General features: G+C 37.4%; 7 protein-coding genes. 5 read left to right on the forward strand and 2 right to left on the reverse strand.

The genetic code is table 11. The features are described 5' to 3' along the window. Positions 1 to 167 precede the first annotated feature (167 nt). Positions 168 to 4325 (forward strand): two-component regulator propeller domain-containing protein, encoded by a 4158-nt coding sequence (locus tag MY04_RS20630; RefSeq protein ID WP_066213684.1) that lies wholly within the window; start codon positions 168 to 170, stop codon positions 4323 to 4325. A gap of 167 nt (positions 4326 to 4492) precedes the next feature. On the opposite strand, the gene MY04_RS20635 is transcribed toward MY04_RS20630, so the two are convergent. After that, positions 4493 to 6280, reverse strand: coding sequence for an arylsulfatase (locus MY04_RS20635; protein WP_236941121.1), 1788 nt, complete (start codon positions 6278 to 6280; stop codon positions 4493 to 4495). A gap of 241 nt (positions 6281 to 6521) precedes the next feature. Here MY04_RS20635 and MY04_RS20640 point away from each other — a divergent pair, with 241 nt between their 5' ends. From MY04_RS20640 to MY04_RS20650, 3 genes are all read left to right on the forward strand, one after another. Further along, the gene (locus MY04_RS20640; protein ID WP_066213686.1) at positions 6522 to 9023 is read left to right on the forward strand and encodes a glycoside hydrolase family 2 TIM barrel-domain containing protein; all 2502 of its coding nucleotides are present in this window, start codon (positions 6522 to 6524) and stop codon (positions 9021 to 9023) included. Between the two features lie 170 nt (positions 9024 to 9193). Continuing rightward, positions 9194 to 11056: a hypothetical protein gene (locus MY04_RS20645; protein WP_066213689.1), complete on the forward strand. Its 1863-nt coding sequence runs from the start codon at positions 9194 to 9196 to the stop codon at positions 11054 to 11056. 179 nt (positions 11057 to 11235) lie between these two features. After that, positions 11236 to 12888, forward strand: coding sequence for an apiosidase-like domain-containing protein (locus tag MY04_RS20650; RefSeq protein ID WP_066213692.1), 1653 nt, complete (start codon positions 11236 to 11238; stop codon positions 12886 to 12888). 62 nt (positions 12889 to 12950) lie between these two features. Here MY04_RS20650 and MY04_RS20655 read toward each other — a convergent pair whose 3' ends face one another. Then, the gene (locus MY04_RS20655) at positions 12951 to 14231 is read right to left on the reverse strand and encodes a glycoside hydrolase family 117 protein (protein ID WP_084006033.1); all 1281 of its coding nucleotides are present in this window, start codon (positions 14229 to 14231) and stop codon (positions 12951 to 12953) included. 467 nt (positions 14232 to 14698) lie between these two features. On the opposite strand from MY04_RS20655, the gene MY04_RS20660 reads away from it, so the two are divergent. Further along, positions 14699 to 17878 carry a SusC/RagA family TonB-linked outer membrane protein gene (locus MY04_RS20660; protein WP_205960543.1) on the forward strand — a complete coding sequence of 1060 codons (3180 nt, stop codon included), beginning with the start codon at positions 14699 to 14701 and terminating at the stop codon, positions 17876 to 17878. The last annotated feature ends 6 nt before the right edge of the window (positions 17879 to 17884 follow it).

The raw sequence follows: 17884 nt of genomic DNA on the forward strand, positions 1-17884 counted from the left end.
TTTATTTCACCTCATCATTTCCTAAATTGAAGCCGATGATGTGAAATAGTATCTGACTAATTTTTTAAATATACAGAGCACACAACAATGTGTACTTTTTTAAATGGTAAATATCAAATACTTGATTTGAAATTCTGTAATTCTAGAAGATTTAAACTGTCCAAAATATGAAGGCATTACTTTACTATACAAAAGCTTTAGGGCTATTACTATCAACTTTACTCTTCACAATAAATGGATTGGCGAACGATGGTGGGGCTATTTTTCAGCATTATACCACTCGTCAGGGCTTATCTCAAAACGATATTAACTGTTTATTTCAGGACAGTCAGGGTTTGCTATGGATGGGAACCAACGATGGTTTAAGTAGCTTCGATGGGTACACTTTTAAAGATTATCGAATGGATACGCACGATATTCCATCCAATCTGATCAATAAAATTATAGAAGACGATTTTGGCAACCTATGGTTGGGCACGGCCGATGCTGGTCTTTGTCGTTTTAACCTGAAAACAGAAGTATTTACCACTTTCGGAAATACAGCAGAAACTCCAAAACTAATTACCAAAAACAACGTCTACCGTATGGTTTTGGACAAACAAGGCAACCTATGGTTTGGGAATACCAAAGGGTTGAACTGTGTGAAAAAGGAGTATTTAAATCAGGAGAAAATTAAGGTAAATAAATACCGACACAATAAACACAATCAGGAAAGTTTACACGCCAATATCATCAGAGATCTTCTGGTGGACAGTCAAGGGAGAGTTTTGGTGGCGAATGGAAGTGGCTTGCAGCAGTATATGCCTCCGACAGGAAAAGATGATTACGGATCGTTCAAAGATTGGAATATCTATTTGAAGAAAAGAAGAGGGGTGATGGCCATGACAGAAGGAGAAAACTCTATCATCATCGCATTTTTTGATGGTATCTATGAGCTAAAAGTAGATAAAGACGGACGAAACTCATCGTTAAAAAGACTGTCAAATTTAAAGTGTGATGTGATTATTAAAGATGTGAATGGCATTTTTTGGGCTGGATCTAAAAGGGGATTGTTCCGTTTAAAGTACGATTTGATTACAGAAAAATTAATCGAGTTAGATCATTACAATAAAGATGAATACCTCAATTCTAATATTGTTCATACAATTTACGAAGATAAGACAGGAATTATTTGGATTGGAACTGTAGGTGGTGGTATCAAAAAATATAATCCGAGGTTAAAGAAATTTAGACATATCCAAAGAGAAGATGAAGAAGGAAGTCTTTCGTACAATAAAGTGAGATCAGTGTATGAAGACACTTTGAATCGACTTTGGGTAGGAACCGAAGGAGGTGGTTTAAACTATTTACTAGCTGATAATAAAGATTATGAAAATGGTTTCAAGCAGATCAGTTTGGAAGTAGATAAACGAAGTCAGAATACCGTTTATGATATCAATGAGTTTAGAAATAATTTGATACTTGGAGTCGGTTATCCTTTAAAGATCGTAGCTAAATCTATTGATCAAGCAGATAAAATTGGACAAAATTTAAGAGGTAATTCTATTGCTCCACCTTTTCTAACCAACTCAGTATTCATTACAGAAACAGAAGGTGATTCTGTGATTTGGTTAGGATCTTATGGAGGAGGTTTAATTCGAGGGATTGTTCAGGAGGATGGAAATTTAGATTGGCAACGCATTAAGATTGCTCGAAAGGAAGCTTACAAGGATCCGATCGAAGTGGTAAGAAATATCTTAGTTGATAAAAAAGGAAACGTTTGGGTAGGTACGAACCAAGGTTTGCTGTTTATATCAAAATCTCAGAAACATCTTGAAAATCCACAATGTAAACTGTTTTCATCACTTAAAGATGATGATCAGTCGTTAAGCTACAATTATATTTTACCAATTTTCGAAGCGTCCAATGGAGAAATTTGGATTGGTACTATGGGTGGTGGTTTAAACATTATCACGCCTCAATCCAGTATCAATGATTTAAAATTTGAGCATTTATCTACACAAAACGGATTACCAAGTAATGTGATTAAAGCCATTTTAGAAGACGATTACGGCAATCTTTGGGTATCGAGTAACAAGGGGTTGAGTAAAATATCTTTGGATGACAGAAGAGTGAAAAACTTCGATGTAAGCGACGGACTTCAGGATAACGAATTTGGAGAGTTAACGGCCATCAAACGTAGAAATGGAGAACTCATTTTTGGCGGGGTAAACGGAATAAATGTCTTCTACCCTCATGAAATTGTAGATGATAAAACTATCGCCGATTTAGTGTTTACTGATCTTAAAGTGTTGAATAAAGAAGTGAACACCAATGAAGAATTTGAATCAAACAACATCTTAGAAAAATCTATACGTTATACGGATCACATTGTCTTAAACTCTTCACAAAATAGTTTTGCGGTAAGGTTTGCTTATTTGCACTATGCATCGCCTAACAAGAACAAATACTTATATAAGTTGGAGGGATATGATAAAGATTGGATCACTTCTGATGCCATGCAAAGAGAAGCGAAGTATACCAACTTATCTGCAGGAACCTATAAATTATTAGTAAAGGCATCGAATGGAGATCATATTTGGAATCCAAAACCTATCGAATTATCCATCGAAATATTGCCACCTCTTTGGTTGACATGGTGGGCCAAATTATTCTATGTGATTGTGGTAATTGGTATGGTGTATTTCTTCTCGATCTATACTGTGATTAATGCAAGAAAGAAATCCCAATTAGAAATGGTGAAGTTCGAACATGAGAAATTGGAAGATTTGAGTCAGTTAAAACTTCAGTTCTTTACCAACATTTCTCATGAGTTAAGAACGCCTCTAACATTGATCAATACTCCGGTAGAGCAATTGATAAAGAGAGGGAAAAGCCTTTCGGAATACGATAGAGAAAAGTCGTATCAATTGATCCACAAAAACATTCAGCATTTGATGCGTTTGGTGAATCAGTTGTTGGATTTCAGAAAAGTGGAGCAAGGGAAAATGTCCCTTCATCTGACTCGTGGTAATTGGAGTACGTTTGCAGAACAAGTGTATTTCTCTTTCAAAGAGTTTGCAGAACAAACCAACATCACTTTAAATTACCATGCATCTGATGACAAGATTTTTGGTTTGTTGGATACAGATAAAGTGGAGAAAATCCTCTATAATTTATTATCAAATGCTTTTAAGTTTACGAACGAAGGAGAGATTAGCATGTCTGTGACTCAGGAGAATGAGTTCGTGAAAATCACTTTAGAGGATACAGGAATCGGCATTCCAAAAGAACAAATCAAATTCTTATTCGATCGATTCTATCAAGTAGAAAAATTGAAAAATGCTAAGCATAGAGGGACCGGTATTGGATTAGCCTTTACCAAAAGTTTAGTCGATTTACATCATGGAGAAATCACTGTGGACAGTAAAGTGAACAAGGGAACGATCTTCACTTTAACCTTCCCATTGGATGATATGATGTACAGTCATGATCACATCGAAGAGTCGGCCAAAGAAGCGGAAACGCCAATTCTAGAAGACGATGAGATGATGGAAACGTCTACAAAAGCCAAAATTTTAGTGATTGACGATAACTTCTCAATTAGAGAAATGATGAAGGATCTACTAAAAGATACTTATGATGTATACTTGGCGGATAACGGTAAAAATGGTTTAGACTTGGCCAAGAAGATTATGCCTAACTTAATCATTTCCGATATCATGATGCCAGAAATGGATGGGTATGAATTGACACAAAGAATACGAGAAGACAATCATATTTGTCACTTGCCAATTATCTTACTGACTGCCAAAAAATCAGAAGAAAGTAAACTGAAAGGCTACGAATATGGAGTGGATGCTTATGTGACCAAGCCTTTCAATTCGGAGGTGCTTTTAGCCAGAATTCTGACGTTAATTGAAAACAGAAAGAATCAGCAAAACCGTTTCAGAGTAGATATTGATATTCAACCAAGTGAAATTACCTTCACTTCATTAGACGAAAAATTCCTAAACAGATTAGTGAAAATCGTCGAGGACAATATCTCCGATTCTGAATTTACGGTGGAGAAATTGGCAATGGAATATGGAGTCACCACTTTGAGGTTGAACCAGAAATTAAAAGCTTTAACTGGTCAAACAGCCAAAGGATTTATTCGAAATATCCGTTTAAAACGTGCGGCACAGTTGCTTAAGCTCGGTCGATTTAACGTGAGTGATGTGACTTACGAGGTTGGGTTTAACGATCTGAAATACTTTAGAAATTGCTTTAAGAAAGAGTTTGGTTTGTTGCCGTCTCAGTATGCAAAGGAGAAGAGAGCTGAGGAAGCTGAGGAGGTGGAGTAGGGTTATTATATAAGATTTCAATAGTTCTTCCCAAGGCGATGGGTTGAAACCCATCGTTAAGTAAAATATTTCAGGTGAAATTGTATATGATTTTATGTTAAAGGTCGAATTGAGATCTGCGACTTTATATTAATCAAGGGATTTAAAATCCCTTGATTTTTTTGTGATTATATTTCGCTTATGAACGTGATATATGTATAGTATACCCCATACACCTCATCACCCTCCACAAAATCATTCACTAACAATGTCTTTCCTTTTTCCAAAGTCACTTTAAACACCACCTCATCCGCTTCGGGATTTACGTCTTTCTCTATCATCTGATTTCCAATTTTTATCCTCACCTTTTCGGGTTGGATTGATTTATAGTCAAACAGATCTTTGGGGTTTTTAGAAGGAATTCCGTGCATTGGACCAGCACATTCTTTAGGCCAACGACGGCAGGATATCAAATATTCTCCATCGGTCTGGACCTCAAGAGTGTGTGTATTGTTTTTATTCTTCATCCCATCAGCTACCTGTTCGCATTTCCATATGCCATTATCTTCACCAATAGCATGTTGGATGGTAAGCTTTACTTCTTTTTGAGGAGTTGCACCAATCACTGTAGAAGGCAATTCATAGAAAGTAGGATACGTTTTTGTTTGTTGATAGAATGATTTATTTTCTTCCAAAAGTGCCTCCACCAATTCTTTATTTTCTTCGGCCACATTCGTCGTTTGCAGGGGATCCGTTTTCATATTATATAACTGATATCCATTAATTAATCGCCATTCGTTCTTTAAAACGCAAGTCCCTTTTTCTTGTAAAGGAGGACGCCAATCTTGTCGGTGATGCACAAATACGCTTCTATCTTTCGGTTTTTCATTCTTTGTGAGTACACCCGACAAGTCGATGCCATCAAATGCTTGATTTTTAGGGAGAGGTATTCCACATAATTTTGCTAAAGTGGGAATCAAATCGACATGTGCGGAAAGCGATCTAATATCTTTTCCTCCTTCAATTCCACCATCCATCCATTGGATAAAAAACGGTACGCGATGTCCGCCTTCAAACTTATCGCCTTTCATTCCTTTGAGGTGGTAATTGTACCCCAATTTTCCATCTCTTGAATAACCAAAGCGAGTACCATTATCGCTCATATAAATCAAAATGGTATTCTTATCGAGCCCTTTCTTTTTGAGGAATTTTCTAAACTTTCCGAAGTTCTCATCGATGTTGGCGATCATCCCATAAAGGTTGGCATCAATAATTTCTGATCCCTCAAATTTCTTGTAGGGAGCGGCATATTTTTCATCGACAATGAGTGGATCGTGAGGAGCATTTAATGGAAGATAAATAAAGAAAGGTTGCTCTTTTTCTTGTTGATTGATGAACTTCATGGCTTCTGAAAACCAAACGTCGGTACAATATCCTTGGAATTGTTTGGGTTGATTGTTGACATAATACACATCGTCGAAATAACTGTTGCCCCAATAATCTGATAATTCCCCAATGCCTCCAGCCAAATGCTGCACCACATGATCGAAACCACTATCTGATGGTCGAACCGGATAATTATCGCCCAAATGCCATTTACCAAAAAGAGCGGTCGAATAGCCTGCCGATTTAAATACATCGGCCATTGTCAGCTGTCCTTTTGATAAGGCATCTCTTCCTTTGTATGTCGCCCACGCACCATTACGAATCGGATATTGCCCCGTCATAATTGCAGCTCTTGTTGGTGTACAAAGTGGACTCACATGAAAGTCGGTGAGACGGACCGATTGCTCATAAAACTTATCGATATTCGGTGTCTTCAACCAAGGGTTTCCGTGGCATCCCAAATCTCCGATTCCCTGATCATCGGTTAGAATTAAAATAACATTCGGTGCTTGTTTCTTTTGACCAAATGAAAATGTAGGAAGTAGTAATAGAAAAAATGTAAGTAGGTTTGAAGTTGTATAATTCATCATTTCTTAAAGTAGTTTACAATCATCATTTCAATTTTTCATCAAGTATAAATGTGAGACGAAATGATGTGATAGTCAAATTAATTGTATGATAAAAACTCAACAACCAAAGATGACAGGAGGGAAAATTTAGGTTTGATAGGGGGTAGATCTTAATCGGATATTTTTGGAGAAGTATCATCGAATAATTAGCGGTAATTTCGAAATACCAAAAAGGATTTATTCCATTTCAATAAAGTAAAAAATGAAAAGGCAATTACTAACATTATGTATGTGGCTGTTGGCTGTACCAATGCTTTGGGCTCAGTCAGACGGACAAATGGACTTCAATAAAAACTGGAAGTTTTTTAAAGGGAGTGTAAATGAAGGCGAAAAACTAGCCCTAAATGACGACAATTGGAGAACGGTTCGTATTCCACACGATTGGGCTATCGAAGGACCATTCTCAAAAGAATATAGTGCAAGAAGTGGTGGACTTCCTTTCCATGGCGAAGGTTGGTACCGCAAGCATTTTACTTTAACAGAAGCACAAAAAGGAAAACAAATTGCCATCGAATTCGAAGGGGTAATGAATAATTCTGAGGTATGGATTAACGGACATTACTTAGGAAAAAGACCTTTTGGATATATCGGTTTTGAATACGATTTAACACCTTACTTAAACGAGAAAAGCGAGAACGTTATTGCAGTGAAAGTAAGTCCTGAGGATTTATCATCAAGATGGTATCCAGGAGCAGGAATGTACCGTAAAGTTTGGCTGAATGTGAATAACCCCATTCATGTTGGACATTGGGGATCTTTCGTGAAAGCCAATAATGTGACCTCAAGAGTAGCGACTGTTGAAGTATCCATTGAGGTACAAAATCACCTAAAATCAGACGAGATCGTATCCATCACTAATAAAGTGATATCGCCAGAGGGTAAAGTGGTCAAGGTGATGAAAACTAAAACGGTCGCTGAAAAAGAAGCTACTGTTCAATCCTTACAATCATTCAATTTACTATCACCTGCTTTATGGTCGCAAGAGGAGCCCAACCTTTATCAGGTAGTGACGGAAATCAAAAACCAAGAAGGAAAATTGATGGATACTTACACCACTCGATTTGGTGTAAGAGACATCAAGTTTACAGCAAAAGAAGGATTTTTCTTGAACGGAAAACTAACCAAGTTCAAAGGAGTTTGCTTGCATCATGATTTAGGTCCATTGGGAACGGCTGTGAATAAAAGAGCAACGGAACGTCAGTTGCAAATCATGAAGGATATGGGAGTGAATGCTATCCGTACTTCTCATAACCCACCAAGCAGAGAGTTGTTGGAAGCGTGTGATGAAATGGGATTAATCGTGATCGATGAAGCATTTGACGAGTGGAAAATTGGAAAGATAGAAAACGGATATCATAAATATTTTGATGAATGGCATGAGCGTGATTTAAGAGACATGATTCGTCGAGATCGTAACCACCCATCGATTATTTTATGGAGTATTGGCAACGAAATTTTAGAACAAGGATCGAAAGACGGTTGGAAAGTAGCGAATAGATTAGCTACAATTTGTCATGAAGAAGATCCATCACGTCCGAACACAGCAGGCTTTAACAACTATGGCGGTTCGATTAAAAATAAATTAACGGACCAGATTGATGTGGTAGGTTTCAACTACAAGCCAGCCAAATATTCTGAGTTAGTGGAGCAACATCCGGATTGGATTATTTATGGTTCTGAAACGGAATCAGTAACAAGTTCTAGAGGGGTGTATCAAGATACCTTCTTGGAGAAATATAAAAAGCACGACGATAAGCAGGTAACAAGTTATGATATCGTGGGTCCAGTTTGGGCGTATCCTCCAGATATGGAATTCAAATTCCAAAAAGAGAACCCTTCGATTATGGGAGAGTTTATGTGGACAGGTTTTGATTATTATGGTGAACCGACTCCATACGGTGGTCGCGACAACGATACAAATGGCTACTGGGATGCTGATTGGCCTTCGAAATCGTCTTACTTTGGTGCAGTAGATTTATGTGGTTTCCCTAAAGATCGTTTCTACCTTTACCAAAGCGAGTGGACCGATACACCAATGGTACATTTACTTCCTCATTGGAATTGGAAAGGTCATGAAGGCAAAGACATTCCAGTATTTGTATACACCAATGCAGATGAGGTAGAGTTATACTTGAATGGTGAGTCGTTAGGTAAAAAAGTGAAAGGTGTCGATAAGGCGATCATTCCGGTAAGCTTCCGTTTCTATGAAGGCCCTAACAATTTTGAATCACCTTACCGTTTACGTTGGGATGTTCCCTACAAAGAAGGTGAGTTGAAAGCCGTGGCTTATAAAAATGGTCAAGTGATTGGAGAAAAGGTGATCAACACGACATCAAAAGCAAAATCAATTGCATTAGAAGCAGATAGACAAGTGATTTCAGCTGATAATGGAGAAGATTTAGTGTATGTAACAGCAAGAGCCTTAGACGAGAAGGGTCACTTCTGTGCTACTTTCAATGGAGAATTATCATTTGATGTTCAAGGAGCAGGAACGTTCGAGGCGACAGGAAATGGAGACCCTATTACTACGATCGTCCCTCAAAGTAAAAAGCTGAAATTCTTCAACGGAATGGCTTTGGTGATTGCAAGAGCGAACGAAGGAGTGGAAGGAACGATCACAATTACAGCGAAAGGTAAGCGCTTAAAATCAGCTACTATTAAAGTAGAAACTAAACTGTCTTCTTCATCAAAGAAGGAACTATAAACTGGTTCGAGTGTTAAGCGACAGCGTCACTCGGACCCACAAACGTTAGAGGTCTCCCGACCTCGTTTACCGTGTATTTTTTTACACGAGGTCAGGATACCTCTGACGTTTTTAAAACACAAGAATCGCTACGCTAAATTCTTGTGCTAGGACTCTCAAAATCTAATGAAATGAATTTAAACTTAAAACATTGTGTAAGCTCCGCCATTTTAGGACTTGCACTCTTCTCGACGACTACTTTTGCACAAAATAAGGTAACTGTAGATCCCAATACACAACGCTTCTTAGGAAATAAAACAACACGTTTAGATAGAGATAAATACCTTCAGGCACATGTGTGGTTTGGAGAGAAGAAAGACGCCGAATTCGAAGCATTTAAAAAGAAATACAACATCAATCCAGAATACCAAGGTTCGAGAAGGTTTTGGAGCCCGATGAACATGATTAAAAACGGGAAGATTCCAAAGGTGAAGAATAAATATTCTGGTGTTAGAGAAGTGAAACCCTATACAGTAGTAACAGGTAGAGCCACAGATCTATTTTATGATAGAAAGGTAGATTACTCGGTTGAAGATATTACTGATTACACTAAAAAAGTGGCTGCTTATATTGCTCAATCTTATAAAAAGGATTGGGAGGAGATGCCTGCTATTTATGAGCCATACAACGAACCTATGGTACATGCAAGCGATTTGTATCCTGGAAAAAGAAATGGAGAAAAATCGGAAATCGCTATCAAAAAGATTTCAGAGTCTTTAAGTGAAATAGGAAAAGCCATTCATGCCGTTCCAGAATTAAAGAATATGAAAGTGGCAGGGTATGCTTCGGCATGGCCAGAGTTTGAGCACAATAATTTCGACGTATGGAATCAGAGATTCAAACAATTTATTGATATCGCTGGAGCCGACATGGATATCCTTTCCGTTCACTTGTATGATGGAAAAGGATTGAATAACTCAGGTGGTCGCCGATCTGGTTCGAATGCAGAGGCGATCTTAGATATGATAGAAGCTTACAGTTATATCAAATTAGGTGAGGTAAAACCTATCGCTATCACTGAGTATGGACGTTTGGTAGACGATCAACCCAACTGGAAACCGAACAATGGTTCGTCCAATTATCATCCGATAGAAAATGCACAAGCGGTAAGATCTCAGATACATTTAGCTATGCAGTTTATGGAAAGAGGAGATAATATAGTCACTACAACTCCTTTCTCAACGGGTAAACAAGATCCCACAAAGAAATATGCAAAGGCGGGTTTATGGACTAAAAATGATAAAGGTGAATGGGAACTAACTTCAAGAAAGTACTTCTTTGAGTTATGGAAATCAGTCAAAGGTAAACGTGTAAATATTGCTTCGGAGAATGTAGATATTCAAACGCAAGCCTTCGTAAACGGAAAGCAATTGTATGTGATTTTGAATAACCTCAATGAAGAAACGCAAAGTATTCCATTATCTGTTGTAGGCGATCAAGATTTTAAGAACGTATTGGTAAAACGTATTAAGACATATGTGAATAAGATGCCAAAAATGGTGAATAAAACCTTAAAGACGGCACCAGAATCAATTGATATCGAATATGGAGAAACGATTCTTTTAACTTACAATTTCAACAACAAAATTGAAACACCACAGAAAGAATACAGAGCAAAATATTATGCTTCAGAATACTTAAAACCTATTCAACCCAATAAGAAAAATACCTTCGAGTTTGCATCAGTTACTGCGGGGACAAAAGGAAGTACAACTTTAAGATTGGGTGTAGGAAGAGCTAAAGGAAAAAGCTTGCAGCCTACGGTATTCGTTAACGGTCAGAAAGTCAATTTACCAAATGATATTATCAGAGGATACGATCAGCACAACAGAAAGAAATTCTTCGGAGTACTAGAAATTCCAGTACCTCATTCGATGATCAAAAATGGGAAAAATGAAGTAAGCGTTACTTTCACTGACGGAGGAGGACACATTAGTTCTATGATCTTGCAAGTGATATCCGATAAAAAATCGTTCAAGACGAAAGTCAATTAAGAACTTTTCTGGTTCGAGTGTTAAGCGATAGCGGCACTCGGACCCAAAAACTTTAGAGGTCTCCCGACCTCGGGTATTATGTATTGTAAACGAGGTCGGGAGACCTCTAAAGTTATTAAAGCACAAGAATCGCTACGCTAAATTCTTGCGCTAGAATTTTTAAATTAGCTAAACTAAGTATGAGATCATTAATCCTCACACTCCTCATCTTTTTGATCATGCCACTGAGTTATGGGCAGATCAAAGTATGGAAATCAAAAAATGAATTAAAAAAAATAACTACCTCACAATGGGAGGTAAATGACTTGGTCTTTAAGACGAAAAAGAAATTGGATTCACCTTTTGATATAGAGGTATATGCTGAAGTCACCAATGATCAGTCAGTAGTAAAAAAAGTGCCATTATTTTACAATGGAAATGGAGAGTGGGTATTCCGTTTTTCGAGTAGTGATATAGGAAGAAATACTTATAAAATCACTTCATCAGATCGACTATTTGATGGAAGAAAAGGCGAAATTATCGTCACAGAAAACAAGAAAGACGACCGACATGGAAGCATTGTATTGAAAGAAGAATCTCCTCAGCATTTCTTTTACGAAGATGGGAAACACTACTTCAACTTGGCTTTTGAATGCGATTGGTTATTTGCTTTGGACTATGGAAAAGAAGAATTATCGAAGACAAAACACTTGTTGAAAGTACTGAATGAGTATAAGTTTAATCAGATCGTAATGAACGTCTATTCTTACGATGTTTCTTGGCCAAAGGATCCTAAACTAAAGGATTACCCACAGTTTGAATATGGAAGTAGAGAAGATATTTACCCGTTTTTAGGATCGAATTCAGCACCTGATTTCAGCACTTTAAATGTCGATTTCTTCCAACATTTAGATCAAGTGATATCAGAAATGCACGATCATGAAATCGTGAGTCATTTAATGATATACGTTTGGAACAAAAGAGTCAATTGGCCCGATATGAATACTGAAGAGGATAATCGATACTATGATTATGTCATCAAAAGGTATCAAGCATTTCCAAACATTGTGTGGGATGTATCTAAGGAAGCATTATTATATGGTAGGGCTACGAATGAGTATATCTCAGAAAGGATTCAAAGAGCAAAATCTTTGGATGCCTACGATCGTATGATATCCGTTCACGATTATGGTTTCTGTAAAAGACATCCCGATGAAGTCGATTTTATTTCGATGCAAAATTGGGAGAGAGCTTTATATCAACGCATGTTGGATGCAAAAAATGAGTTTAAGAAGAAACCTATTTTTAATATTGAACATGGAGGTTACGAAGAAGCCCCTTTACAAGTCTTTCCTGGAGCCTATACCAATGCAGAAGCTTGTTTAAGAAGAAACTACGAATGTATTTTTGCAGGTGGATACACTACTTATTATTGGCAATCGGCATCATGGAACGTCGTAATTCATAACCCGTTTGAACAAGGAGATGATTTTGAAAAGCCTCATTTTGAATACTTCACTCATATGGCCAACCTTTTCGAGAAATTCAACTTTGAGAACTTCGAACCTTTATCATGGTTTAATTCTAGCGGTTACAACCTCACTAATAAAAAAGATGGAGTAGTGATGATGTATACACCAAAAGAATGTCAGTGGATAGGTGTTGCCAATGTGGTCAAGAAGTTTGATGCTTCAGAAGCAAAACAACAGTGGTTCAATACACTCACGGGAGAATTTTCTGATGAAGAACCTTACAATACCAACCCTTTTGATTTCTGGTATGAGCGTCCATGGAAAGGAGAAGCAGATGTGATTTTGATTGTGAAAGATTTGAAGCCGAAGGAGGTGGAATAATATTATATTTTTATAGAAACAATAAGGCCACAATTCAATGAATTGTGGCCTTATTTTATTGTTTATTTACTTACTTTCACCTTCTGATTCTCCTTCAAAATCCTCTCCTTCTGTTTCTTCGTCAACCCTTGCTTATAATACGTTTCAGGTTTCCAATACTCAAAGGTTTTCTTCATATCAGGATCATCCACATCCAAACTTAAATCGCAATCAAAACGAGTAAGGATAGAGTGGTTATGCGACCATGTAGTTGCATTTACAAAATGGGAAATACCCCAAGTGATTCCTCTACCGTTGCCATTACTATCAAATGCATCGGGAATATACGGACCAGCTGCTGTTGGCATTAAAGAACTAATAGACGCAATCTCAAAATTCACCCCATCTTCGGCATACTGAATAGTGAAATGTTCATTACCATCCTTAATCACTAAAGCAGCAATACCGTCTTTGAAAGGAAATAAAGTGGTTTCGTGCCCAGAAGTAATGATCGGGTTTAGCGGATGCTTTTCGAATGGACCAAGTGGATTATCAGCGACAGCTAAACCTTGCATTCTAACTAAATTTGGATCACCATCGAAATCCGATTTATAATACAGATAGATCTTACCTTTGTATACTAAAGGATATGGATCGTGGATAGAGTATTGATCCCATTCCCCTTTTTTACCATTCGGGATCACAATCTTATTTGCTGGTGTCCAAGGACCGTCAGGAGAATCGGCGTAAGAAACGGCTACCGGACAATCGTCACCACGCTTTCCACTAGCCTCCATAAATCCTTGATAATACAAATAGAATTTTCCTTTCCATTTTAAAATATCTGTGGTAGTGACCGATCTCCAACCCACATTTGGTTTTGGAGGACGAGGGACAGCTACACCTTGTTCTTTCCAAGTAAAGCCATCTTTACTTGTAGCATACCATATATCGGATAAATCCCAATCGCTAGAAGGAATAGTGTCGTTACAATTCTTAGCTCCTTTTGGAGAAGTAGGTGTATGTCGTTTAGTATACCATACATAATACTGACCATTCTCAAAAATGACTTTTGATGGGTCTCTTCTCGAAATTGTACCATCATGATCGTTATAATCGAATCCCTTTAGTTCGGTGTATTTAAATTGAGAATACAATTCGTTGTGTTCTGGTCGTGGAGCGGAATACGAATAGTTTCTTTCCATCGATCGACTTAACATTCTATCCGTTGGTTTTTCTTTAGGAAGAATAAACGGAAAGGCCGACGTATTTTCTGGTTGATCTTTTATAGACTGACAACCAAAGTTACTGCACAAGATGAATAATAGCAGATAGCCAAGTTTTGTTTGTGTTTTAAAATTCATTTTTTCAATACTTAAGTTCTTTATAAAAATACAATCTATTGATGTGATGTGGTGAGGGGGGATAATGGGAAAATCAAGGGGTATATAAATTGATGAGTTTCCCCCACTTTTCTTATAATTCAAAGGAAAATACTACTATATTAAAATCAAATTATTTGATATAGACACGAACTAAACATTTCCACTAAAACGTATCAAAAACATTAATTTTTGATTGATTTGTGCACATTTGAATCGAGTATTCATCAACAAAAAGAGAAATAAGCACTTTTTAGTGAAAAGTAGAAGTGGGGTATTTGTATAACATCCTTTAAAACGACATCGAAAGGGAGGGTAATGAAACAGAAATACCCCCTTTTTTAGATTTTATTTTTACCCCACAATTTCTGAATCATTATTCCGTACTGTTAATTTTCGTGAAACTACATTTGAATCGAAATGTATTTTTAATGAATTATTAACTGAACATGTTGAAATTTTTTACAAACATGTTGTGCTCGAGATCTCTCTATCTATGGACGTTGCTATTGGCAATTACCTTATCATTTAAGGTATCCGCACAACAAAACCAAAATCTAATTTCAGGTAAAATAGTTGATGAAAACGACCAACCTTTACCTGGCGTGAATGTAGTAATCGAAGGAACAAGCAAAGGTACGATCACTGACTTTAGTGGTGTCTTCAAGCTGCAAGTATTTAACAAGAACGCAAAACTAGAAATCTCTTCTATTGGCTATGAAACACAAACAATAGCGTTAGAAGGAAAAAAAATAATCAATCTAAAAATGGAGTTGGATGTGCAAGCATTGGACGAAGTAGTAGTGATTGGTTATGGCGAACAGAAAAAGAAAGAAGTTACAGGTGCTGTAGGCCGAGTTTCTGGAGAAGAAATTCTGAATGTATCTACTTCTGATGTGGGTGGTGCTTTGCAAGGACAAATTGCAGGTGTGAACGTACAAGCTTCATCGGGTCAGCCTGGTGCAACAGCCAACATTATGATTCGTGGTTTGAGCTCTATCACAGGATCAAGTACACCATTATATGTAGTAGACGGCGTGCCATTTGATGGTGACCCAGGGTTATCACCTTACGAAATTGCTTCTATTGATGTATTAAAAGATGCCGCTTCAGCAGCTATTTATGGTACAAGAGGTGCTTCCGGTGTCATCTTAATTACCACAAAGAAAGGTCATGAAGGCGAGATGAAAATTAATTTCGATGGGTATTACGGAGTGCAACGAATTACTAACGGAGTACACCTTATGAACTTCGAGGAGTACATATATGCCGAAATGTTGCGTATAGAAAACACCGATCCCAATGCACATTCAGAAAACTTGTGGTTACCTATCTCAGAAAACCCGGCGACGTTTACCAACAATACGAAAATGTCGGATGTTATTTTTCAGGATAATGCAGCAGTACAAAACTATAACTTAACAGCATCGGGCGGTAGAGCAGGTATGCGTTATAATGTAAACGCCAACTACTTTTCTCAAGATGGTTCAATTATCAACTCTGGTTTTGAAAGAATGAGTTTGAGAGCCAATAATACCTATAAGAAAAAGAAGTTTACCCTTTCGACCAACTTAGCACTAAAAAGAGAAACAAGAAGGTTTACACCTCAAACGCTTTTAACCGATGCGTATAAATACAAGCCTTACCAACAACCAATTGATCCGAATCAGGAAACGATTGTTTCTCAAAGTGATTTGGAAAATACAGAATCGAACGATATTCAAAACATGAGTTTCTTGATGTCGAAATTAAAACGTCAGGACGAAAGTGTGATCAATCAAATCAATTATAACTTGAAGTTGGATTATGATTTAATTAAAGGACTAAAACTTTCTTCAAGATTCGGTGGAGCAATTACTGAAGGCACGCGTGAAATCATTGAACCGAATATTAAATCATATACTGCCCAAGGAAAAGAAGTTACTATTCGTAATTATAGATCGGGTGTAAGGAATGTGAGTAGCTCAAGAGATAACTGGTCTTGGGAAAACTCAATCAACTATACCAAAAAAGTAGGAGGACATCAATTTAAAGTATTGGGGGTATTCTCTTTAGAAAGCTATAATTATGGTTCATTCTATGGTCAGAAAAAAGATCTAGTAAGTAATGAGATAACAGTGTTGGATGGAGCAACAAGTGATCCGTTAGCAGGAAATGAAACTGGTTTCAATCAGAATAAAACAAACAACTTGATTGGTATGTTGGGCCGTTTTCAATACAATTACAAAGGACGTTATTTATTAAGTGCATCGGTAAGAAGAGATGGATCTTCTAGATTCTCTGAGCAAAATAGATGGGGTGTTTTTCCTTCTTTATCGGTAGGTTGGAATATCTCCGAAGAAGCGTTCTGGGGAGGAGGTTTGAAAGACCACTTCAATGTATTTAAGCTAAGAGGTAGTTATGGTACAACAGGTAACCAAAACTTCTTAGATTACAGTAATGCCACTGCTATTTTCCTAAATAAAGATTATGTATTTGGTACGGCAACCAACGAGAATCTTCAGGTGGGTGCCACTCAGGTCAACTTTGCGAACGTGAATGTGCAATGGGAAACAACAATACAATCCAACATTGGTATTGACTTCGGTTTCTTTAATAACAAACTGACTTTCACAGCAGATGTATACAACACTGACAAGCAAGATATGTTATTCCCAGTACTTATTCCTGCTTCTACAGGTGGTGGAATTAACCCTACTGTAGTCTTGAATGTGGGTAACATGAATAACAAAGGGGTAGAACTTACAGCCAACTATAAGCACATTGGTAAGAAAGGATTCGACTGGAACATTGGTGGTACTTTCTCTAAAAACCAAAATCAAATTACGAAGATGGCAGGGGCTAATAAAGTGGCTTACTTAAATGGTAGTGTCGCCGTTGCTGTAGGATCAAACGCTCAAGATAAGTTATCAGTATTGAAAGAAGGATATGAAGCAGGTGCTTTCTTCCTTATTCAATCGGATGGTATTCTTTCAACTCAAGAAGAAGTGGATGCTTACAATGAATACTTTGGTGCTGAGGTGGCCAAACTTGGTGATTTAAAATTGGTAGATCAGCCAACAATAGATACTACAGGTGATGGTATCCCTGACACAGGAGACAGACAAATTGATGATGAAGATAGAGTATACGCAGGTTCAGGTATGCCAGATTTTGAAGTCGGTTTAAACATGGGCGCCTCTTACAAAGGATTTGATATTTCGGTTCAATTCTACGGAGCATTTGGTGGAGAAGTGATTAACGGTAATAAAGCTTTTGCTTACCAAGAAGGTGTACACAAAGATTTAGTGTACCAATGGACGGAGCAAAATCCAACAACAAATGTACCTGCTTATAGAGGTGGTGGACACGAAAACTATAGAGGTCGTAACGATATCTATTTAGAAGACGGTTCTTTTGTTCGTCTTAGAAATGTAACTATTGGTTATATGTTGCCAGAAAATCTTAATAAGAAAATGGGCATCAGTAAATTCAGAATTTATGCTACGGCGATCAACCCACTAACATTTACCAACTACACAGGTTACGATCCGGAAGTAGGTAATAATGGATTGAGTTCTAGAGGTATCGACAGAGGTACATATCCAGTAACAGCATCGTATAGAGTAGGTTTACAATTCGGCTTCTAAACTAAA

This window comes from Flammeovirga sp. MY04, from assembly GCF_001682195.2.
GTDB classification, from domain to species: domain Bacteria; phylum Bacteroidota; class Bacteroidia; order Cytophagales; family Flammeovirgaceae; genus Flammeovirga; species Flammeovirga yaeyamensis.

What these genes read in the sequence shown, in the direction of transcription:
- MY04_RS20630 (WP_066213684.1), top strand. Translation starts at nt 168, where the DNA reads ATGAAGGCATTACTTTACTATACAAAAGCTTTAGGGCTATTACTATCA.
- MY04_RS20635 (WP_236941121.1), bottom strand. Translation starts at nt 6,280, where the DNA reads ATGATGAATTATACAACTTCAAACCTACTTACATTTTTTCTATTACTA.
- MY04_RS20640 (WP_066213686.1), top strand. Translation starts at nt 6,522, where the DNA reads ATGAAAAGGCAATTACTAACATTATGTATGTGGCTGTTGGCTGTACCA.
- MY04_RS20645 (WP_066213689.1), top strand. Translation starts at nt 9,194, where the DNA reads ATGAATTTAAACTTAAAACATTGTGTAAGCTCCGCCATTTTAGGACTT.
- MY04_RS20650 (WP_066213692.1), top strand. Translation starts at nt 11,236, where the DNA reads ATGAGATCATTAATCCTCACACTCCTCATCTTTTTGATCATGCCACTG.
- MY04_RS20655 (WP_084006033.1), bottom strand. Translation starts at nt 14,231, where the DNA reads ATGAATTTTAAAACACAAACAAAACTTGGCTATCTGCTATTATTCATC.
- MY04_RS20660 (WP_205960543.1), top strand. Translation starts at nt 14,699, where the DNA reads ATGTTGAAATTTTTTACAAACATGTTGTGCTCGAGATCTCTCTATCTA.